This window comes from Sediminicola sp. 1XM1-17 (assembly GCF_037203765.1).
Taxonomy (GTDB): domain Bacteria; phylum Bacteroidota; class Bacteroidia; order Flavobacteriales; family Flavobacteriaceae; genus Sediminicola.
The window spans coordinates 18306-39183 of sequence record NZ_JBBCAS010000010.1; the positions used below are offsets into that span (position 1 = coordinate 18306).

Consider the following 20878-nt stretch of genomic DNA (forward strand, 5'->3'; position numbering starts at 1 on the left):
GTTATACTTTTGGAACCAAATCCCCTACTATTTTTGCCGATAACAAACATAAGGGAATGCCTCCGCCGGGATGAACGGATCCGCCACAGAAGTAAAGGTTTTTTATGTTGTTGCTAAAATTGGGGTGACGCAGAAAGGCGGCAAATTTGCTGTTGCTTGCGGCCCCGTACAGGGCTCCCCTATAGGAACTGGTGTCACGCTCTATTCCCATGGGATCCAAGATGTGTTCTGCAGATATCAGGCGCTCCAAGTCCACTCCAAGGATTCTATTGATCTTTGAAACAATCCTCCTACGGGCTTCCTTTTTAAGGTCTTCCCAGTCCTGTCCATAATTTCCGGGAACATTGATCATGACAAACCAATTTTCGTGACCTATGGGGGCGTCATCCTGTTCCTCTTTGCTGGTAATGTTGATATAAATGGTTGGATCATGATGGATGGTCCTTTTCTTAAAGATAGCGGAGAACTCCTCTTGGTAATCTTCACTGAAAAGAATGTTGTGCAGGTCCAGTTCCGGGAATTCCCGTGAAATGCCCCAATAAAAAATCAAAGCGGAACTTGATCGTTCCTGTTCCAAAACCTTGTTGGGTTGGGGCTGATCTTTGAGCAAATTTTTATAGGTGGGAAAAATATCCATATTGGATACCGTGATATCGGCCAAATATTCACGCTTGTTGGAGGTTGCCCCAATGGCTTTTTTGGCTTCCACCTTTATTTCATGGACCTTTTCGTTGAACTTAAAAATAACCCCCTGCCTTACTGCCAGTTCATAAAGGCTCCTGCTAATCTGGTACATGCCGCCCTTGGGAAAGAACGTGCCATAATGCATTTCCAAATGGGGGATCATGGACATGATTCCCGGGGTCTGGTAGGGTGACGATCCATTATAGGTAGCAAATCTATTGAAGAGCTGTATCAGTTTTTGATTTTGGAATGACTTTTCGTTGATGGAATTCAGGGTGGTATCCACATCCAATTTTCCTATCTGAAATATGGCCTTGATCGTATCCTTGGATAAGTATGTACTGGCCTTATGTAGGGATTTTTCCAAAAAAAGGGATGCTGTAAGGTCGTATTTTTTGGCGTTGCCCTGGATATACTTTTTTAGTCGGACTTCACCCTCTCCAAATATTTGGGAGGCTTCTTGGATAAAGGTCTCTGGTTTGGCGTTGGCAGAAAATCTAGTGCCATCTTCCCAAAAATAATTGCAGATCACATTTTTTTTGGAATATTGAAAATAGGGGCTGGGATCAATCTGGAACAGTTGGAACAATTCGTCCACCAGATGTGGCATGGTAAAGAGGGAAGGCCCCAGATCAAAGCGGTAGCCATTGACCTTTTTGGTATGCAGTTTTCCCCCGGGATAACCGTTGGCTTCCAATACGGTTACATCATAGCCATTTTTTTTCAAACGTAGGGCGGTGGCAATACCGCCAATTCCCGCACCGATAACAATGGCGTTGGGCATTGTTATTTTTTAAAATATTTGAAGGGAACAAACAACATCCCAAAACATTCACCATCTCCTTTGCCCAAATGTTTATGGTGCATTTTATGTGCTCTTCTCACGCCTTTGGCATACCAGTTATTGGCATTCCTAAAAATTTTAAACCTTTGATGGATAAAAATGTCATGTACCAGAAAATAAGCAGCACCATATGCCATAATGCCAAAGCCAATGGGTAAAGCATACCAAAAGGCAGTATTTGCGGCAATATAGAAGCAACTCATACTGATGACCGCATAGAAAATAAAAAAGGCGTCGTTTCTTTCAAACCACGAATTATGGTCCTTTTTGTGATGGTCTTTATGGAGAACCCATAGAAATCCGTGCATTACATATTTATGGGTAAACCAAGCCATAAATTCCATAATGGCGAAGGTCCCTAAAAAGATGAGTATTCCAATAAAAATGTCCATTACACTAATTTTAATTTACAATTGACATATGATTTGGCCAATAATTGAAATTTCTGATAGTTTGGAACGCTTATTCTGGCATTTTTAATCTCCAAGGGGGGCGTCTTCTGGAGTTTTTGTAATAATTTGGAATAATACCTATAGGCCGTATACACCCCAAATTTGGCTTCCACCGGTAATTGTACTATTCCAGAATATCCAAGATCAAAATCGGCCCTTATTTCCGCAACAATTCGCGATTTGGAAGTCTCATTGAGCTCGTTCAAATTGGTATTTGGAAAATAGGTCCGGTTCAAGGTTTCAAAATCGGCCTTTAGATCACGTAGGAAATTGACCTTTTGAAATGCACTGCCCAGTGCCATGGCCGATACCTTTAGACGTTCGTATTCCCGCTCATCGCCCTTTACAAAGACCATAAGGCACATAAGGCCAACAACATCGGCAGATCCGTAGATGTATTCTTTGTATTCCTCATCTGTACGGTACACGTTTTTGGTCAGGTCCATACGCATACTCTTCATAAAGGAAGTAACAAGATGCCTAGGTATCTTGTATTTGTGATAGGTATGTTGAAAGGAGTTTAAGATCGGGTTAAGGCTTATTCTATGGGTAAGGGCATGTTCAAGGTCCTCTTCAAATTTATTGAACAACGCTGGCTTGTCATAATCGTGGAAGGTGTCAACAATTTCATCTGCAAACCTTACAAAGCCGTAGATGTTGTAAATATCACCTCTGATGGAAGTGGCCAACATCTTGGTGGCAAGCGCAAAGGAAGTACTGTAGGATTCCGTTACAGCCTTGCTACATTGAAAAGAGACGTTATCAAAAATGGCTTTCATAGTCCGATTATTAATTTTTCATAGCAATGAGTTCAGATACGAGTTTTCCGGAGATCAGGGCCGGGGGCACTCCTGGTCCAGGGACTGTAAGTTGCCCTGTAAAATAAAGATTCTCTACCTTTTTACTTTTCAACTTTGGTCTTAGAAAAGCGGTCTGCAACAGGGTGTTTGCCATGCCATAGGCATTTCCCTTATAGGAGTTGTACGCTTCCTTAAAATCTTTCACACAGAACGATTCCTGAAATATAATATTTTTTTCCACTTTTTCGCCAGTTCGCTTTTCGAATCGCTTTATGATCAAGTCAAAATACTGTTCCCTCAGCGCTGGGGTATCTTCCAATCCCGGAGCAATGGGTACCAAGAAAAAACCGGTTTCACATCCTTCAGGAGCCATACTGGCATCGGTAATGGACGGAAAATTCACATAAAACAAGGGATCACTGGGCCACTGCGGCTCATCATAGATCTCTTGGGCGTGCTTTTCAAAATCGGTATCAAAAAAGAGGTTGTGGTGTTCAATATTGCTTATTTTTCTATCAAATCCCACATAGAACAAAAGGGAAGAGGGAGCAAATGTCTTGCTTTCCCAATACGCTTCGGAATATTGCCTGTGTTCTTTGTCCAGCAAGGTTTCCGAATGGTGATAATCGGCTCCGCTCAAAACTACATCGGCAGTTACCTGTTCACCACCTACCTGTACACCTATGGCCTTATTGTTGTCCACGATAATTTTTTCTACAGGACTATGGGTATGGATTTTTACGCCGAGTTCTTCAGCTAGACTTCGCATCGCCTTAATAATTTCGTACATGCCTCCTTTGGGATGCCAGGTTCCCAATCCGAAATCGGCAAAATTCATGAAATTATAGAATGAAGGGGTTTTGTTGGGTTTGGCCCCTAAGAACAGCACCGGAAATTCCAAGGTGGAAACCAGTTTGGGATTCTTAAAATCCTTGCGCACCTGCTGGCTGATGGTTTTAAAGAATTGATCAACCCTCATGACCGTTTCTTTGGTGACCAATTCAAATGGGGATAGTCCTGGTCTCAGTACAATTTTATTGATGGCAATATCGTAATTTTCCTGAGCTGTCTTGATAAACTTTCGCAAGCGGGTAGAACTTCCTTTTTCAATACGTTCAAATTCCTCACAAATTTTGTCCATATGGTCCCCAATGGTGATGACATCATCGGAAAAGAATATTTTATAGGCCGGACTTAATTTGTCCAATTGGTAGTAGTCCGTGGGTTTTTTCTGGAAATCATTGAAAAATTTATCAAAAATATCGGGCATCCAATACCAACTGGGTCCAATGTCAAAAGTAAACCCGTCCCGGACGAGTTGCCTGGCCCTACCACCAACAGTATCGTTCTTTTCATAAATGGATACGTCGTGACCTGCCTTGGCCAAATAGCAAGAAGCGGACAAGGCGGAAAATCCGGAACCTATGACAATTATTTTTTTACTCATGGAGGACTGCAATTGGGAGGCTTTAACTTTTAAATTTCTTGTACCAATTGTTCAATAGCATTGAAGGTACGAATATGGGGGGGTAGACTATTTTTGTTCAAATTCTGAATCTGATATCCTAGAATCCATAATTTGGATTTACCATCATGGTTTACATTGGCAGTAAACTCTTCAATATATTTATCAATCTTATCCTTGGAGGGCTCTACGGTGAAATAGGATACAAAATGTAAATTTTCATAATATTTGGTCAGGTCGGTCAGGCATTCGGTTGGCACGGTGGGTCCCAAATATATGGTCTTGTATCCCCTGAGGGTGATTTCATAGTTTACAAACAGGAGGCCCAATTCGTGAATTTCGTTCTCGGGCAGGAAGAGCACAAAGATTTTATCCTTTCGGGTAGGCTCGGTACTCTGTAATTTTTCTGTATTGACAATGATCTTCTGCTTGATCAAATTGGTTATAAAATGCTCATGGGAAGGACTGATGGTATCTGTTTGCCATAAAAGTCCGAGCTCATTGAGCAACGGAATAAACACATCGTTAAAAATTTCCCTGAACGATTTATCGGTCAATAATCTGTTGTAGGTATTGAAAAACATGGTCTGGTCAAAATTCACCATAGCCAGTTTAAATGCATTGATAGCATGGTTTTTAAAACTGTTCCTCGCAACAATTTCCTTGACCAACATCGGGATTTCTCCTTCTGGAACCTTCGCTATTTTGGAAATTTTATAGCCGTTGTTGTACAAAAGGGTTATGTTCAGCAATTTTTGGAGACTTGCCAAACTGTAATTTCTTATGTTTGTTGAAGTTCTTTCTGGGGATAGTAAGTTGTACCTTTTTTCCCAAATTCGAATGGTATGAGCCTTTATACCTGAAAGGTTTTCTAAGTCTCTAATGCTAAAAATTTTCTTTACGTTGTTCATCATTTGGTAAAAATGGTTAAACAAATTTACAAGAAAATCTCAATCAAAGGTTAAATAATCCGTTAAATTTTAAGAAGATTGTTGAATTCCATGTGATATAGCTGTTTCAACGGTGGCGTTTTATTGCCATTCGATGGGTAATCGTGGGACTTTGAAAATTTCCATTCTACATTTAACCCTCGCTTTTAATCAGTATTAGCAAGAAGATTGCAACTTGTATGTAAGATGGCATTGGAAAGGAAGTAATAGTATCTTAAAATTTTCTTTCAGGGTGAAATCCTTGGATATCCATGGATAACTTTTGCTCTGAAATTATTTCGGCAACCAATTTTCCAGTGGCGGGTCCCAAGCTCCAACCCATCATGGCATGCCCCGTTGCTATGGTCAAATTGTCGTAGGACGAAGTTTTTCCAATGTAGGGAAGACCATCGGGTGACACGGGCCTTAGCCCACACTGAGCGTCACGAATCTCGTTTTGTGTGATCGTTAGGCCATCGTAGTACGATGAAGCTGCCTTGGCTATGGCATGAACCCTTTCTGATCTGATGTTATGGTTGATGCCGGAAAGTTCCATGGTACCGGCAAATCTGGTAAAACCCTGCATTGGGGTCACGGCTACTTTTGCTTCCATTAAAATTGCTGGAAGGAGTATTCCTGTTTTACGATGCACGTTGATACGGTATCCTTTTCCCGGTTGCACCTTCAGGTTCAATTTCAATTTTTTGGCCATTCCCTCACTCCATGATCCGGAGGCCAAAACAAACTGATCGCCTTTATAAGTGTTCTCGGCAGTTGTGACGGCAGTTATATTGTCCTTGTCAAGGGTGAAATCCAACACTTCTTCCTCCGTCTTGATAACCACCCCCATACGCTTTAGATATGCTACCAATTTGGGCATCAATTCCGTTGGGGTGGTATGTGCATCACATTCATAATGTATGGCTCCTAAAATATCCTTGTTGAGATTAGGTTGTAAGGTATTCAGCTCCTTTAAGGACAGTGTTTTTACTTCCAAACCTTCATCCTGGGCCCTTTTGGCAACTTCAGCTTCATGCTTGCCTTCTTTGGCCGTTTTATAGAGCATCAGCAACCCCTTCTTTTCAAGATGGAATTCTCCCAGATCACCAGAATGGTAAATGTCGGTATAAAGCTCCCTACTTAATAGATTGATATCTTTAATTAGGGGAATGGCCTTTTCCACATTTTTTTTGGTAGACGAGGCATTAAAGCTCCATGTCCATTTTAGGAAGTCAAGATCCCATCTGGGTCTGATATAAAAAGGACTGCTGCTATTGAACATCATCTTGATGCCCTTCGCCATCATTCCTGGGGAAGCCAAAGGGATAATATGGCTGGGGGTAATATACCCGGCGTTTACAAATGAAGCACCTTTGGTAAGGTCAGATTTGTCAATGATGGTAACATGATGTCCCTCTTTTTGTAAGTAATAGGCACTGCTGAGTCCAATGATTCCTCCCCCGATAATAATGATGTTCTTTCCCATATTAAAAGTATATTTTTTACAGTATCCCTAAAGGACCGGTAAAGAAACTAAAATACAAAGAATTGGATTATGTGGATTATAACCGAAATAATCTTTTTAATGGTAATATGCGCCCAAACGCGGGGTCTCAGGTGGTGGAATCCTATCGTCGGCTGCAACAGCAATTATAGGAAATTATAAAACCGCTATAAAAGCGGTTTTGTGCCCACGACTGTCCCGAGACTTCGGGAGAACCAGCAAAGTGTTTTTTTATATTCAAGGTGTTCGCGGATGTGGTCTAAACAGATGATCAGAAGGCATAAAAAAACCGCTATAAAAGCGGTTTTGTGCCCACGACTGTCCCGAGGCTTCGGGAGAACCAGCAAAGTGTCCTTTTTTAAATTCAAGGTGTTCGGGTATCTTGTCTAAACAGATAATAATAGGGCATAAAAAAACCGCTATAAAAGCGGTTTTGTGCCCACGCCTGTCCCGAGGCTTCGGGAGAACCAGCAAAGTGTCTTTTATTATATTCAAGGTGTTCGCGGATGTTGTCTAAACAGATAATAATAGGGCATAAAAAAAACCGCTATAAAAGCGTGTTTTGTGCCCACGACTGTCCCGAGGCTTTGGGAGAACCAGCAAAGTGTCTTTTTTTAAATTCAAGGTGTTCGCGGATGTGGTCTAAACAGATGATCAGAGGGCATAAAAAAACCGCTATAAAAGCGGTTTTGTGCCCACGACTGTCCCGAGGCTTCGGGAGAACCAGCAAAGTGTCTTTTATTAAATTCAAGGTGTTCGGGTATCTTGTCTAAACAGATGATCAGAGGGCATAAAAAAACCGCTATAAAAGCGGTTTTGTGCCCACGACTGGATTCGAACCAGCACATCCTTGCGAACACCACCCCCTCAAGGTGGCGTGTCTACCAATTTCACCACGTGGGCTCACGTAAGAGTTTGCAAATATAAATATGTTTTTTGTTTACAACCTTATATTTCCTTCTTGTTTTGTTTATTTTTGCCCAACCTAAGGAAATAAATATGGTTTAGTATAGTATGCTAATAATCTATATTAAACAACGCTTAATCTAAATTAAGACTTTAAAAATGCAAGTGAATACGGTGTGTATAATTGATGATGACCCAATCTTTGTGTATGGAACTAAGGTACTACTTAATTATAACCGCAGTTTTGGTGATAATATTATAGTGTTTGAAAATGGTAAGGAAGCTTTAAGTAATTTGAGTTCCTTACTTAAATCAAATGAAAAATTTCCTGAAGTAATATTTCTTGATCTGAATATGCCTCTAATGGACGGGTGGGAATTTTTAGATGAATTTAGCAAGCTCTCTCTAGGCAAAAAGACCAAAGTATTTATAGTGAGTTCATCAATTAATCCTAAAGACATTCAGGAATCAAAAAAATATGATCTGGTGGCAAATTTTATTTCCAAACCATTAACCGATGAAAGGTTGAAAGAGGTTTTGACTGAGTTTAGTTCTAAGTCGAACTCCAACAAATTATAATTTTACCGGAAAAACAAAAATAGATCTATTTTAAAAATTCCAAGGCATTTCTCCTAACAGTATGAGATCTACAATGCTAATTTTTTAGCCCAATTGTAGCTTATAGAATACTTCATTTATCCAGGTGCATTGCTTCATGACACAAGATTGTTTTTTTTGCGCTTAGAAGGGCATTACTTCCTATTTGTTAAAGAAGCATATATTTATAATAAGCTCCTTTAAGTACAATGAAAAATGTATGCTAGATATCTAATGAAGAACTCCATAAAACATGAGATTTGTTGAAAAATGTAAGCTTTAATTAGCAATAAATTTATGCTTTTAAAGTTATTTTTCTATCTTCCAATGGACAGTTAACCTAACTTAAAATGAACTCATACCCATGGATATTGAACAAGAACGAATTAGTGTTGTGGAATCCTACGAAATATTTAATTCATTGCCAGAAAAGGAGTATGATGAAATCACACAATTAGCTTCGTTCATTTGTGATACCCCTATTTCACTTTTAACTTTTATCAACAAAAAAAAGCAATTTTTTAAATCGCATCATGGGCTCAACATTTCCGAAACACCCTTGGAATATTCATTTTGTAAACACGTCCATAAACATGTTGATGAACTTTTTGTGGTGCCAAATGCATTAGAAGATGATCGTTTTAAAGATAATCCGTTCGTAACGAATGATGCTAATATTATTTTTTATGCTGGACATCCAATCACCGATGCTAATGGGGTCGTAATAGCAAGTATATGTGTTATTGATCATCAACCAAAAGAGTTAAGTGAAGGTCAGGTTACTGCATTAAAGTCGCTCTCCAATCAGGTATCCCATTTGTTGGAACTACGAAAAAATAGGATAGACCTCTTAAAAAGCAAGGAGGAAATAACCCTAAAAACAAAACGGCTAGAAAATATTATTGAAAGTACAAATGCTGGGACCTATGAATGGAACGTACAGACCAATGAAATTACCTTAAACAAAACCTGGGGAGAATTGATTGGTTTGGATATAAACGAGTCAGGTAACTTAAGTGTAAAGGAATGGAAAGATCGAATACATCCAGATGATAAAAGGAATTTTAATCATGAATTAAAAAAATACTTCAAAAAAAAGTCTGATCACTTTGATCTTGAATATAGAATGAAACACAAGAATGATTCTTGGGTATGGATCCACGACAAAGGGAAAATTGGCAGTTGGACTCCAGAGAAAGAACCATTAATGATGATTGGTACCCATGCAGATATTACCCGTCGCAAGCTTATTGAACAAAAATTATCTGCGCTAACAGATAATATCCCTGGAGTTGTGTTCAGTTTCAAACAGGACAAGGATGAAGGGTATATACTCAGTTACGCAAGCAAGGGGTATTTGGATATTTGGGGGACGTTAGCAGAAAAGGCTATGAAAGATAACAGCCTTATCTGGAATTATGTTTTAGATGAAGATGTGCCCCGGGTTAAAGAATCTTTAAAAAGATCTGCAGCAGAAATGTCCAATTGGAAGGTAGATTGGAGAATGCGTCTTGAGGACGGAACTATTAAATGGCATAGAGGGATAGGAAAGCCTAATGAGTATAAAAAAGGACGTGTTTCGTGGGATGCCATCATCTTGGATATAACCGAAGAAAAGCTAATTCTGGAATCCTTAAGAGAACGCAACCATTTTATAGAAAAAACCTTAGATAACTTACCTATTGGTATTGCAGTAAATAAGGTAGATAGTGGGAAAGCTACCATCATGAATAAGAAATTCAGCGAGATTTATGGCTGGCCAGTGGAAGAACTTTCTGACATTGAAGCCTTTTTCGAAAAAATTTATCCGGATAAAACGATCAGAAAAGAAATAAAAGAACGTATCACCACAGATATTTTAAGTGGAGACATGGACAAAATGGTCTGGGAAGGCATTAAAATAAGAAGAAAGGATGGAGAGGAACGAATTATAAATGCAAAAAACATCCCTTTGCCAGATCAAAATTTAATGATTTCCACGGTGATCGATGTGACCGATAATTATTTGAATGAAGCGGCTATTCTTGAATATAATGAACGATTCAAACTGGCATCAAAAGCTACATCCGATACCTTATGGGATTGGGACATAAAAGCAGATAAGGTTGTAAGAGGTGAAAATTTTGAAGTGAATTTCGGATATAAAATTGACGAGCTTTATGAAGAATCTAATAAGTTTTGGGAAAAACAATTACATCCCGATGATCATGAAAGGGCTGTAAATGGACTTCATGAAGCTCTTGAAGGATCGGGGAGCACTTGGATAGAAGAATACCGTTTTAAAAAATCTGATGGAGATTATCTTCAAGTGATGGATAGGGCCTTTATCGTAAGGGACAGTGTGGGAACCGCTATAAGAATGGTGGGTGCCATGCAAGACATTACCCAACAGAAAAATAGGGAACAACAGTTAAGGCTTTTCGAGTCGGTCATCGAAAAAACAAATGATACGGTCATTATCACAGAAGCAGAACCTTTCGATGCGCCAAACGGTCCAAAAATAATTTATGTCAATGAGGCGTTTACTAGACATACCGGGTATTCTAAGGAAGAGGTAGTCGGTAATACACCAAGAATGCTGCAGGGCCCCAAATCAGATAAAAAGGTTTTAAAGCAACTGGGTAAAGATTTACGTGCCTGGAAGAAAATTGACGTGGATGTTTTAAACTACACAAAAGATAGGGAGGAATTTTGGGTGAACTTATCCATGGCCCCTGTAGCAGATGAGAAAGGATGGTTTACACATTGGATCTCTATTCAAAAAGATATTACGGAAACTAAGAATAAGGAACTCTATCAAAATTTGGTTCATGAAGTCTCTAAGGTGTTTACTTTGGAATTGGATCTTAAAACCTCTCTGGATAGCGTATTACAACTCTTACTAGAATTCGGCCATTTTAACGTGGCGGAAGCTTGGTTGGTAAATTCAGAGAAGAATAAAATAAATTTAGTTCGCGGTTGTACTTCCGATCTGAAATTTGACCATTGTTATGGTCATAAAGCCAAAATAAACAGTTTGGACAAAGGGATGGGTCTTGCCGGGTTGACTTGGGAAAAGGAAGAATTACAGTTTTGGCCTAATTTGGCAGAGATTGAGGAATTTAATGGGCAATTGGAGGCAAAAAGATCAGGACTTGAAACAGCCTTTGGAATCCCTATATTATTTAATGATCAAGTTATTGGAGCTGTTATCCTTTATTTGGATGATGCTCAAAAAACCATAAGCAATCGACACGCACATTTAACAGAATTTGGTTCCTATTTTGGTTCAGAAATTGCCCGAAAACAATTAGAAGAAGAGCTAAATCAGATAATTAACTTTACGCCGGATTTTATTTGCAGTCTAGATCAAAATGGAGTTTTTAAGCGTATAAATCCAGCATTAAATGCTATAATAAATAAAGGCAGCAAGCCTAAATCACAACTTAAGTTTATTGATGTCATTCATGAAGATGACAAAGAAAAAGCACTTTCTTCATTGCAAAATCTTATTGACAGTGAAGAATCTATACTGTTGGAATTACGGTGTGTAGATGTTGAGGGTAATATTGTATGGGTCTCTTGGACTATAACGCCGGCTGTTGAACATGGTATTGCCTATTGTGTGGGTAAGGATATTACTTCCTCAAAAGAGGCAATAGAGAAAATGAAAATTTCAAATGAACGGTTTTCAAAGGTAGTGGAGGCTACACAAGATGCTATTTGGGATTGGGATGTGATAAACAATAAGGTGTTTTGGGGTAATGGATTCTTCGAACGCTTTGGGCATGACATAGATAGTGATACGATTTCTATAAAAACATGGTCTCTTTTGGTCCATAAAGATGATCAGGAAAGAGTTTTTAAGATGGCAACAGATTCTTTAAAGGAAGTTGAAGTTGCCAATTATCAAAATAAGTATCGTTTTCAGAAGAGTGATGGGACCTATGCTTATGTCATAGACCATGCCCGAATTTTGAGGGATGATGAAGGTAGACCTATACGAGTAATAGGCGCTTTACAAGATATAAGCGACAGAAAATTATATGAAGATTCTCTAAAAAAATTGAATAGAAAATTAAAAAACAAGGCAAAACAACTTGAAATTTCAAATTCAGAATTAGAGCAGTTTGCCTATGTAACTTCACACGACCTTCAAGAGCCGTTGAGAATGATCACGAGTTTTCTATCGCTTTTAGAAAGTAAGTACAAAGATTCTATTGATGATAAAGGGAGAAAATATATCCATTATGCCGTAGATGGTGCCAAAAGAATGCGAGAGATTATTCTGGAACTTTTGGATTATTCTAGGGTGGGTAATTCTTCGGAGAAATTAGAAACCATTGCTATTCATGCTTTGTTAAACGAAGTGTTACTATTACATAAAAAACAAATTACTGAATCAAAAGCAATAATTACTATTGGAGAAATGCCTCAAATAGTGAGCTTTAAGTCGCCTTTACGACAAATCTTTCTTAACCTAATTGGTAATGGTTTAAAGTATAAAAAGCCCGGAACTGTACCTGAAATTGTAATCACCTGTGAAGAGGAAAAATTATTTTGGAAATTTAGCGTTAAGGATAATGGTATAGGCATTGCTCCAGAATATTTTGAAAAAATATTTATAATTTTTCAACGTCTGCATACTCAGAATGAATTTGGAGGAGTGGGCATGGGACTGGCAATCACAAAAAAGATAGTGAATAACCTAGGAGGTAAAATATGGGTTAACAGTGATGAAGGTCAAGGAAGTACGTTTGTGTTTACCATCAAAAAAAATGAATAGGCAACTACACTAATCTTAATATATTTTATCAGGTATTATCTACATTAAAACCAATTTAAATTATAACACAAAAAAGATAAAGCGTTATTGTGCAGCCAAGCACAAGTTCTTAAAAAACAAAATCGAATGGATAAAGACAAAAGAAAATACAATCTCTTGGTCATAGAAGATAACCCGGGAGATTTGGTGCTGGTAGAGGAATACTTGGACGAGCATATCCTAGATCCGAAAATAACGAATGCGGAGAATTTTAAGGAAGCCAAAGACATACTTGTTACTCGTAAACAAACTTTCGATGTTATTCTATTGGATCTATCTTTACCGGATAAAAACGGGGAAGAATTGGTTCGGGAGATGTTGCTTATTAGTGCGGAAATCCCAATAATTATTTTGACAGGTTATACAGATATGCCGTTCAGTGTCCGTTCCATACAATTGGGCATATCGGACTATCTTGTAAAAGATATTCTGAGTCCATTGGCCTTGTATCAAAGTATTTTACACAATATTGATCGAAAAAAATTCATAACCGATCTCAAGCAATCCAAAAAAAGGTACAACGATCTGTTCCAATTAAGTCCTCAACCTATGTGGGTGTATGATACGGAAACCTTAAAGTTTTTAGATGTCAATGAATCTGCAGTGAACGAATACGGCTACTCTTTAGAGGAATTCTTAGAGATGACTGTTACCGAACTCTTCCCCAAAGAAAAACTTCATATTTTATTGGAACACCTAAAGAAGGTACAAGGGAGTAAAGATTCTTACAGGAGTTTATTTGGCCAACATCAATTAAAGAATGGAAAAATAATTGACGTCGAAGTTCACAGTAAGCCCCTTATGTTAGATGATAAAAAATCACAGGTAGTATTAGCGAATAATGTCACAGAGCGTACGTTGTATATTAAAGCGATTGAAGATCAGAACGAAAAATTACAGGAAATTGCTTGGATACAATCTCATATTGTAAGGGCCCCATTGGCTAGATTAATGGGTTTGATGAACTTAATAAAGGATGATATTCCAAGTTTTACGGAAGATCAGTCCTTTTACCTGAATGAAATATTAAATTCCGCCAATGAATTGGACAGTATTATAAAGGAAATTTCATTACAAGCCTCTGAGGTTAAAATTGAAAATGACTAATATGAATTATCGGACTATAATTATTGATGATGATAAGGTTATTTGCATGTTGATCAATAAACTTCTAGATAAATCTAAGCTTTCGAAAGCCATGATCTTTAACCAAGCAACAGAAGCTTTGCAGTTACTAATAGATAATGATTCAGAACTAAATCATTACCTAATATTCTTAGATATTAATATGCCGGTAATGAGTGGTTGGGAATTTTTAGACGCATTGAATGATAAAAGTTTAAAATCAAATATTTATGTTTCAATAATAACGTCGTCAATTAATCAAACAGATAAGGAAAAGGCCGAAGGTTACGAATATATTTTTGACTTCCTCATTAAACCAGTAAAGCTGGAAGATATTGAGAGTTTTGAACAGTATCATTTTTTGTCACCATTTCATAAAAAGGATTAAAAAGAAAAGGAATTGCACGGACTATTGTTCTAAATACATGTAAATTGATAAAAATTATCTTTTAGAGTTAATTTTAGTCGCTTTAGAATTAATTTATGTTGACTTTTGTGAACTAATTAAATAATTAAAACATTATAGACCAATTATATGGACTAATGCTTTTAGTAAAGTGTGATCGAATAGATCACTTTTAATTTTACTCAAAATTCCCCCTAATAATGAAGCATTACCATATTATGTTAATAGACGACAATGAAGGGGATCTATTCTTAATGAATGAGGTCTTAGAGCGCATTGTGGTGGCCGAGTCAACCATTATAAAAGACGGACAAGAGGCATTGGATTTTTTTAATGACAACAGTTGTATTCCAGAATTAGTTTTCTTGGATATTAATTTGCCAAAGAAGAATGGTTATGAAGTCTTGGAATTCATTAGAAATGAATTGATGTTAAAGAACATTCCCGTTATAGTGTTCAGTACATCTTCCTCAATAGAAGATGTGATGAAATCTTATAAAGGTGATGCTTCTGTGTTTTTAACTAAACCTGTTAATTTTGATGATTTTGAGCAATTGGTGACCAAAGCTGTTCAGTTTTGGATCAACTACTCCAAACTATTACAGGAGAATTTCATAGGAGAGCATCAAAGGTAGATGTTCAAAACAATCATTCAAAGGATCCACTATTCATATTAGGTTTTTGTTAAAAGACTTGATAAAATGTATCGCAAAATTTTATAATGATATAACCCCAATCATTTCTTCTTTGTAGCCAATTTTTTTTTTAAACAATTGGTGTAGTAACTAAATATTCTTCTTGAAAGTGAAAATCGTTAAAAGATTGGTAAATCTAATTTCCAATCTTCCAATGAGTCTATACCGTTATTTTAATTATATGTTTCTATCACAATATTGGTATGAATTCCTTGATTTTAGTTTTGGTTAAGGGTTTTATCATCCGTTAATGAATATTTGAAAACGGAAGTTAATATTTGGTGAATTATAAGGTCATCATTTCCATATGATTTTATAGCAGGGTTGGGTACATATCAAGTTATATACTTAGATTAGGTTAAATTAATTAAATCTTGAACCCTAAATTTCAAGCATTGGTATTTACTTAACGATGATTATATTATCATATTCTTACAAGCTCTTGATAAACTCTTTGGTAATAGGTTTATTCGTAAAAAGTGTGATCCCTTCATCAATTTTAGCTTTGTGAATATAGTAATCATTCACAGTACTAGATACTATGCAAAGGGTACAGTATTCATTTATAGCCTTTCCTAGGCCTCTCAATTTTTCTATAAACTCAAAGCCATCTATTCTTGGCATGTATATGTCCAGAAAAATTAGTTGAGGGAGCTTGTCGTAGTCCTCTTTATGATTTGTTAAATATTCAAGGGCAAGGATGGAAGAATCAAATTCTAATACTTCTTTGGCTAAACCATTACTTGTAATTAATTTGGAGGTGATATATATGTCGAATTGGTTATCGTCAACCACCATTACCTTATCATATTTTGTGTTCATATTGATTTGAAATTAATTAAAGAGATTAAGGATGACATTTAAAGTCGAATGAATTTTGCAAAACCTTCTTGCCTTCTTTTGGCTACGGGTAGTAGCGCACCATTAGAAAATTCACAGTAAAGCCCATCTTTCTTAGAAATACCTACAATTTGTTTGATGTTGACAATATAAGAATGATGTATTCTAAAGAAATAGTTGTGGTCAAGTATATTTTTATATTCTCCTAAATTTTTGCTTGATAGTATTTTCTTATTCCCTAGTAATATAAACTCAGTGTACTTGCCATCAGCCTTACAATAAACGATATCCTCTATTTTCACCAATTCAATTTTATCCATGGAAGAAATAGCGAGGTACTCATCATTTTGAAATTTTAAATTAATCGTATCGATATCCTTTACTTTTTCATTCTGATAACTGATTTCCATTTCAATTACTTTAATCGCTTTATAAAGAGCAATGATGATGTCATTAAAATTCATTGGCTTTAAAAGAAAGTCAACAGCATTCAGTTTAAAAGCATTGTATGCCATAGTCTTATCATCGGATATAAATATAAATTTGGGAATATTAAAATCCAAGGTATGTAGTAAATCAAATTGTGCTAGGTTATCTGTTGAGGTCGTTAAAAATACTACTTGAGGTTTTCGTTCTTTAATTATTGAAATTCCTTCTTTTAGATTAGATCCTCCTTCATCAATAGTCACGATCATTGAGTTTTCTTTTGCAAATTTGCTCAATATTTGAAGTGTTTCTTTTTCCTGTGATATAATCATCGCGTAGATGGTCTTCATAAGTGTTTTTTGAACTTTAAAGAATGAGTTTAATATGTCGTAAACCTTACAAAAAATTTTATTTACGATCTTTGAGATATGACCTAGAAATAGGGCACACTTAGAAGGTGCGATTGATTTGATAAGTCGCACCTGCATCTTACTAATCTTAAGAGTAAGCGCTTTTATAATATATAAAAAACTTAAAGAAGTTAAAAGAAAAACACATCCTTTATGCCTTGGTGTACATATAGGAATATTGATATTGGTAATTGTATTAAAAAAAAATTTTATAAAAGTAAAAATGCCCATGTAGTTTTTAATGATCATAGATATAACAGCTAAGATTAGTTTAACTTCTATATCCAAATATAAAGTTGGTTTTACACTAGCATTTATATCAATGGGCTGAAGAAAGGGTGTTTTTGTTTGACTCATAATAGGTACGATTAGCCTATGGGGTCGATTTGGGCTTAATTCCCTAAAAAAATATTTAAAATTCTCGGAAACCGAAGTAACCAAGAATTTTTGGGGGAACCAAAAACCAAAAATAGATTTTACCCTGTTTTCAGGGAGATAATTCTTTATCCATCTTACAAGATCACCCATTGTATACATAACCAAGTAAGATAGTTTTTTTTGCGGCTTATCTATTAAAATTAAATGACTTAACCTCTCTTTTATTATTTAAAGTGATGCTATACTTACAATCTATTCCACTGAACACAGCTTACTGTTTTAGGACAGGTGACTTTTATCAAATTTACGCTCAAAAATGATTGTTTCATAAGAATTCCTACTACACTTAGTAAGTGTGGACCTCAAACGATAAGTGTATCTCGGAGTTGCATAAGCGTTTTGATCTGAATTTATAAGTATAGTTTTTTGATATAATTTTTTAGCATAAAAAGGATCAAATAGAATAATGGCTTATGGAATATTGGCTATTGGGAGTAATTCAAAATTAAATCCATCTAAGAAGTCTCCGTCGGCAGAACCCTTGATCTGAAAAGGAAGGACCGATACTTTTGGAGCCATACCTAAATTTTTTATATAGGTTTTATCTATACGTAGTTCATATTGCCCTGGCAAAAGTCCAAAGTATCCAAAATAACCATCATTTTCTGAGATGATAGTAGCCACTAATTTTCCATGCACATCGTGGATTGTTATGGGAATGCCTCCTATTAATTTGCCTGATTTGGTAGTTGGGTTATTGATATGCCCTTCAATTTCTCCCATTACCGAGACGGGAATGTATATCTGCTGGTTTTGATTGGGAACCACATCAATGGCAATAACGGGGTCTTTAATTACCCAAGCAATTTGGTCGAAACTCCCAGGATTCACCCGAAGTAGGTATCGTTTGTAGGGTACTAGGTTTAAAAGACTAATACTTCCGTTGCGATTCTTTCGTTTTCTATGACCTCCATCGAGGGAGTATTTTAATCCATGGAGGAGTGGTTCTTTTTTATCTTGTACACCATTGGCGTTAAGGTCTAGAAAGGGCAACAATGTTAATACGCCTTGGCCCATACTATGCATATTGTTAAATTGAATACGATCCGATTTTGTATGGTACAAAATGCTACCACTTGCTGCTTGGGTAGTAGAAAAATATTTCTTTGAGTGCCGCTCCGAAACTGAAAATTGAAGGTGATTTACATTGAATCTAGCACTAAAACCTAAGTAGTTTTGATTACTTGCCAGGTCACGCTCATAGAACAATCGGGCTGCTCCTAAGTTTATGATTCTCTTTTCAACGGCTAGTTTTACGGATCTTATGGTTTGGCTATTGTGTTCATATTTTAATTCTGGAATAATGGCAATTTCTGGTAAATGTTGGAGCTGCATAGATAAGTTGCTATATAGGCTTATCTGTTCACTATCTCTTAGAATAGCCGTGGTGGAAAAATTGGCATTGACCCCGTACAAAAATAAGGAAGTATGCCAGTCTAAATTGGCAACATCATATTGTGGCAGTTTTAGTTTGGCAAAAGTAAACCTGTGTAATGATGAGAATTTATTGATTTTTAATGGTAGTTGTAAAACTACTTTTTGCTTTTGTAGAACGGAATGGAGAACAGCCTTCTGATCTCTTTCATAGGCATTGTAATCTATTTGGAGCTGGGCGTTAAGAGGCATGTTTACATTTAGACTAAATTGCGAGAGTACCCCAAAATAACGAGCTGCAGAAAACAATAAATTGGAACCAAGCCTTACAGAGGAAGTGGTAAAAGGTATTGGTTTCCCCTCATTTCCTTCGCTTAGGTATTCCAGCCCTGCTCCAATGGTAATTCGGTTTCCTAATCCATAAAAGAACTGTCCTTTGAAAACATAGTTATCGCCATCATCTAAGACTTTACCCCCGTGCATCGTGTATTCCAAGGTGCCTTTTGGAATAAAGTCATATGGAATATTAATGCGTTTTTCCTGGGTTCTTTCCTCTCCCCATGGGCCAATAAATACAAAGGTTATTTTAGAATTTCCATAAATAAGAGGTATGTCAAATGAATAGGCTCCATTCTTATCAGCCCTTTGGTAATCAAGAAGATTATCATTTACATATAGTTCCACCAACCAATCCGGTTCTGTTTTGTCTTGTATCTTATAAGTACCGAACATAGTTCTTCTGATTGAAGGGGAGCTGCTTAAACTTGCACCATAAATTGGATTAAAAACGGAAGAGATAGTTGAGGGGGTAATTCGTCCAAAAACCACTTCTTTTAATGATCTAGCGGAATTGTTTACATATCGCCATCGAAAGGATTGGTGTGAAAATTCAACAGGACTTTGATTATTATAATAAAGGTTTAGCTGTGTTTCTCCTCCTAGTACTCCGGCGCCTATTCCTAGTGTAGCTGTATACCTACTTTTTCTTTCACTAATTTGGGTGCTCGTGACTGCCCAGTCCATTATGGCTCCTTCATTGATTCTTAAATGACCAGGTATAAGGGTGTCTGCAGAAATAGTAGGTGCTGTTATCCCCAGTTTTTTATATATCTGTTCCCTTTCCAATGATCTTATAAACGGTAGTTTCAGATTGGTTTTTAAACCAAGGGACATTTTACGATAATTGAAATTTAGCTGCAGACCAAAAATAGGACCAAAATTAGAAGCCTCAAGATATACGGCCTCACCTGTAATCTTAATATCGTCTGGTGCAATAGCAGTTGTCTTACCTTCAAAATATATCTCATTGGTAAGACTGTTCAGGTTATAATTATTTTCTTCTTGAATTATAAATCCAGAAATTTCTTCGAAATTTGAGGTATGTTTATTTTTGATTTTTAAGAGCTCAAAAAATTCAATTACCGGGACATAGACCTTGTAATTATCCACAATACAAAGTATGTTGTAACTGCCTAATTTTGATATTTCTAAACTAATCGGGACTATTTCTATTTCTTTTTGCTGAGCAGCGGAAGTCTGTAAGCCTATAAAGAAAAATAAAAGGATGTGCAGGAAATACAATGCCTCATTGGGAAACTTTATAATTCCAATGAATGTGCTTTGAATTATGCTTTTTAACCCCTTGGGCATTATTCATAATTAAAGGTAATGAGGAAGGATCCACTGTATGTGCCTGGGGGTGAGTTGACATTGTCTTGCACGGTGAGCGTGCCACCAAGTCTCAATCGTGTCTTATTCGGAGAAACCGTATTGACTACAAAGGGGATATGAGGGTCTGTTTCTCCAATTTCAAAGGTAATGCTACCACCATTACTACCTGTTAGGGTACTTGGACCTTGATTTATTATAGAAATATTGGTTCCTGAATATGCTTCAATATCTATCAATGCGGTATGATAAGGAGCATAACTTTCCAAATGATAAACGTTACCAGTGTTGGTAATAGTACCTGTAGAATCCATGATCAAAGTTCCTCCAGAGCCTTGTTGTGTAAGCATTCCGAAACTAAAATTTTGAATGGTTTCGACGCCAATAATTTGGGCATTTAGGGAAGAGGTTAATAGGATGCAAAGTATCCAATTACTAAGAACGAGTGCTTTTAGCTTAATAAGAATACCTTTTACCCTAATTTTCATAAGTGTGTTACACCGCATAACTG

The 20878-nt window shown here is 36.7% G+C and carries 15 protein-coding genes and 1 tRNA gene; 5 read left to right on the forward strand and 11 right to left on the reverse strand.

Going from position 1 to position 20878, the window contains the following annotated elements; genetic code table 11:
• Position 1 precedes the first annotated feature (1 nt).
• The 7 genes from crtD to WAA86_RS13995 form a co-directional block, all read right to left on the reverse strand.
• Entirely contained in the window at positions 2 to 1468 is a 1467-nt protein-coding gene (gene crtD, locus WAA86_RS13965; RefSeq protein ID WP_337301635.1) for a 1-hydroxycarotenoid 3,4-desaturase CrtD, read from the reverse strand.
• Positions 1469 to 1470: 2 nt separating this feature from the next.
• A complete protein-coding gene (locus WAA86_RS13970) occupies positions 1471 to 1920 on the reverse strand; it encodes a beta-carotene hydroxylase (protein ID WP_337301636.1) in 450 nt (149 codons plus the stop codon).
• A complete protein-coding gene (locus WAA86_RS13975) occupies positions 1920 to 2759 on the reverse strand; it encodes a phytoene/squalene synthase family protein (RefSeq protein WP_337301637.1) in 840 nt (279 codons plus the stop codon). The genes WAA86_RS13970 and WAA86_RS13975 overlap by 1 nt, the downstream gene beginning before the upstream one ends.
• A 10-nt stretch (positions 2760 to 2769) precedes the next feature.
• A complete protein-coding gene (locus tag WAA86_RS13980; protein WP_337301638.1) occupies positions 2770 to 4227 on the reverse strand; it encodes a phytoene desaturase family protein in 1458 nt (485 codons plus the stop codon).
• A gap of 29 nt (positions 4228 to 4256) precedes the next feature.
• Positions 4257 to 5156, reverse strand: coding sequence for a MerR family transcriptional regulator (locus WAA86_RS13985; protein ID WP_337301679.1), 900 nt, complete (start codon positions 5154 to 5156; stop codon positions 4257 to 4259).
• 253 nt (positions 5157 to 5409) lie between these two features.
• Positions 5410 to 6660, reverse strand: coding sequence for an NAD(P)/FAD-dependent oxidoreductase (locus tag WAA86_RS13990; protein ID WP_337301639.1), 1251 nt, complete (start codon positions 6658 to 6660; stop codon positions 5410 to 5412).
• Between the two features lie 837 nt (positions 6661 to 7497).
• Positions 7498 to 7581 (reverse strand) — tRNA-Leu (locus WAA86_RS13995).
• Between the two features lie 162 nt (positions 7582 to 7743).
• Here WAA86_RS13995 and WAA86_RS14000 point away from each other — a divergent pair.
• The 5 genes from WAA86_RS14000 to WAA86_RS14020 all read left to right on the forward strand — a co-directional run bounded on the left by WAA86_RS14000 (position 7744) and on the right by WAA86_RS14020 (position 15151).
• Complete coding sequence (locus tag WAA86_RS14000) at positions 7744 to 8163, forward strand: response regulator (protein WP_337301640.1); 420 nt, start codon at positions 7744 to 7746, stop codon at positions 8161 to 8163.
• A 382-nt stretch (positions 8164 to 8545) separates the two neighbouring features.
• Entirely contained in the window at positions 8546 to 12946 is a 4401-nt protein-coding gene (locus WAA86_RS14005) for a PAS domain-containing protein (RefSeq protein ID WP_337301641.1), read from the forward strand.
• Positions 12947 to 13072: 126 nt separating this feature from the next.
• The gene (locus WAA86_RS14010; RefSeq protein ID WP_337301642.1) at positions 13073 to 14092 is read left to right on the forward strand and encodes a response regulator; all 1020 of its coding nucleotides are present in this window, start codon (positions 13073 to 13075) and stop codon (positions 14090 to 14092) included.
• A 1-nt stretch (position 14093) separates the two neighbouring features.
• On the forward strand, positions 14094 to 14498 hold the full coding sequence (locus WAA86_RS14015; RefSeq protein ID WP_337301643.1) for a response regulator: 405 nt from the start codon (positions 14094 to 14096) through the stop codon (positions 14496 to 14498).
• A 218-nt stretch (positions 14499 to 14716) separates the two neighbouring features.
• The gene (locus WAA86_RS14020) at positions 14717 to 15151 is read left to right on the forward strand and encodes a response regulator (protein ID WP_337301644.1); all 435 of its coding nucleotides are present in this window, start codon (positions 14717 to 14719) and stop codon (positions 15149 to 15151) included.
• A 492-nt stretch (positions 15152 to 15643) separates the two neighbouring features.
• Here the strand turns inward: WAA86_RS14020 and WAA86_RS14025 are convergent, their stop codons facing one another.
• The 4 genes from WAA86_RS14025 to WAA86_RS14040 all read right to left on the reverse strand — a co-directional run bounded on the left by WAA86_RS14025 (position 15644) and on the right by WAA86_RS14040 (position 20873).
• Positions 15644 to 16033 carry a response regulator gene (locus WAA86_RS14025; RefSeq protein WP_337301645.1) on the reverse strand — a complete coding sequence of 130 codons (390 nt, stop codon included), beginning with the start codon at positions 16031 to 16033 and terminating at the stop codon, positions 15644 to 15646.
• 38 nt (positions 16034 to 16071) lie between these two features.
• Positions 16072 to 17244 (reverse strand): LytR/AlgR family response regulator transcription factor, encoded by a 1173-nt coding sequence (locus WAA86_RS14030; RefSeq protein WP_337301646.1) that lies wholly within the window; start codon positions 17242 to 17244, stop codon positions 16072 to 16074.
• Between the two features lie 492 nt (positions 17245 to 17736).
• The gene (locus WAA86_RS14035; RefSeq protein ID WP_337301647.1) at positions 17737 to 20349 is read right to left on the reverse strand and encodes a carboxypeptidase-like regulatory domain-containing protein; all 2613 of its coding nucleotides are present in this window, start codon (positions 20347 to 20349) and stop codon (positions 17737 to 17739) included.
• Positions 20349 to 20873 (reverse strand): DUF4402 domain-containing protein, encoded by a 525-nt coding sequence (locus WAA86_RS14040; protein ID WP_337301648.1) that lies wholly within the window; start codon positions 20871 to 20873, stop codon positions 20349 to 20351. Before WAA86_RS14040 ends, WAA86_RS14035 begins: the two co-directional genes overlap by 1 nt.
• Positions 20874 to 20878 lie beyond the last annotated feature (5 nt).

What these genes read in the sequence shown, in the direction of transcription:
- crtD (WP_337301635.1), bottom strand. Translation starts at nt 1,468, where the DNA reads ATGCCCAACGCCATTGTTATCGGTGCGGGAATTGGCGGTATTGCCACC.
- WAA86_RS13970 (WP_337301636.1), bottom strand. Translation starts at nt 1,920, where the DNA reads ATGGACATTTTTATTGGAATACTCATCTTTTTAGGGACCTTCGCCATT.
- WAA86_RS13975 (WP_337301637.1), bottom strand. Translation starts at nt 2,759, where the DNA reads ATGAAAGCCATTTTTGATAACGTCTCTTTTCAATGTAGCAAGGCTGTA.
- WAA86_RS13980 (WP_337301638.1), bottom strand. Translation starts at nt 4,227, where the DNA reads ATGAGTAAAAAAATAATTGTCATAGGTTCCGGATTTTCCGCCTTGTCC.
- WAA86_RS13985 (WP_337301679.1), bottom strand. Translation starts at nt 5,156, where the DNA reads ATGAACAACGTAAAGAAAATTTTTAGCATTAGAGACTTAGAAAACCTT.
- WAA86_RS13990 (WP_337301639.1), bottom strand. Translation starts at nt 6,660, where the DNA reads ATGGGAAAGAACATCATTATTATCGGGGGAGGAATCATTGGACTCAGC.
- WAA86_RS14000 (WP_337301640.1), top strand. Translation starts at nt 7,744, where the DNA reads ATGCAAGTGAATACGGTGTGTATAATTGATGATGACCCAATCTTTGTG.
- WAA86_RS14005 (WP_337301641.1), top strand. Translation starts at nt 8,546, where the DNA reads ATGGATATTGAACAAGAACGAATTAGTGTTGTGGAATCCTACGAAATA.
- WAA86_RS14010 (WP_337301642.1), top strand. Translation starts at nt 13,073, where the DNA reads ATGGATAAAGACAAAAGAAAATACAATCTCTTGGTCATAGAAGATAAC.
- WAA86_RS14015 (WP_337301643.1), top strand. Translation starts at nt 14,094, where the DNA reads ATGAATTATCGGACTATAATTATTGATGATGATAAGGTTATTTGCATG.
- WAA86_RS14020 (WP_337301644.1), top strand. Translation starts at nt 14,717, where the DNA reads ATGAAGCATTACCATATTATGTTAATAGACGACAATGAAGGGGATCTA.
- WAA86_RS14025 (WP_337301645.1), bottom strand. Translation starts at nt 16,033, where the DNA reads ATGAACACAAAATATGATAAGGTAATGGTGGTTGACGATAACCAATTC.
- WAA86_RS14030 (WP_337301646.1), bottom strand. Translation starts at nt 17,244, where the DNA reads ATGAGTCAAACAAAAACACCCTTTCTTCAGCCCATTGATATAAATGCT.
- WAA86_RS14035 (WP_337301647.1), bottom strand. Translation starts at nt 20,349, where the DNA reads ATGCCCAAGGGGTTAAAAAGCATAATTCAAAGCACATTCATTGGAATT.
- WAA86_RS14040 (WP_337301648.1), bottom strand. Translation starts at nt 20,873, where the DNA reads ATGCGGTGTAACACACTTATGAAAATTAGGGTAAAAGGTATTCTTATT.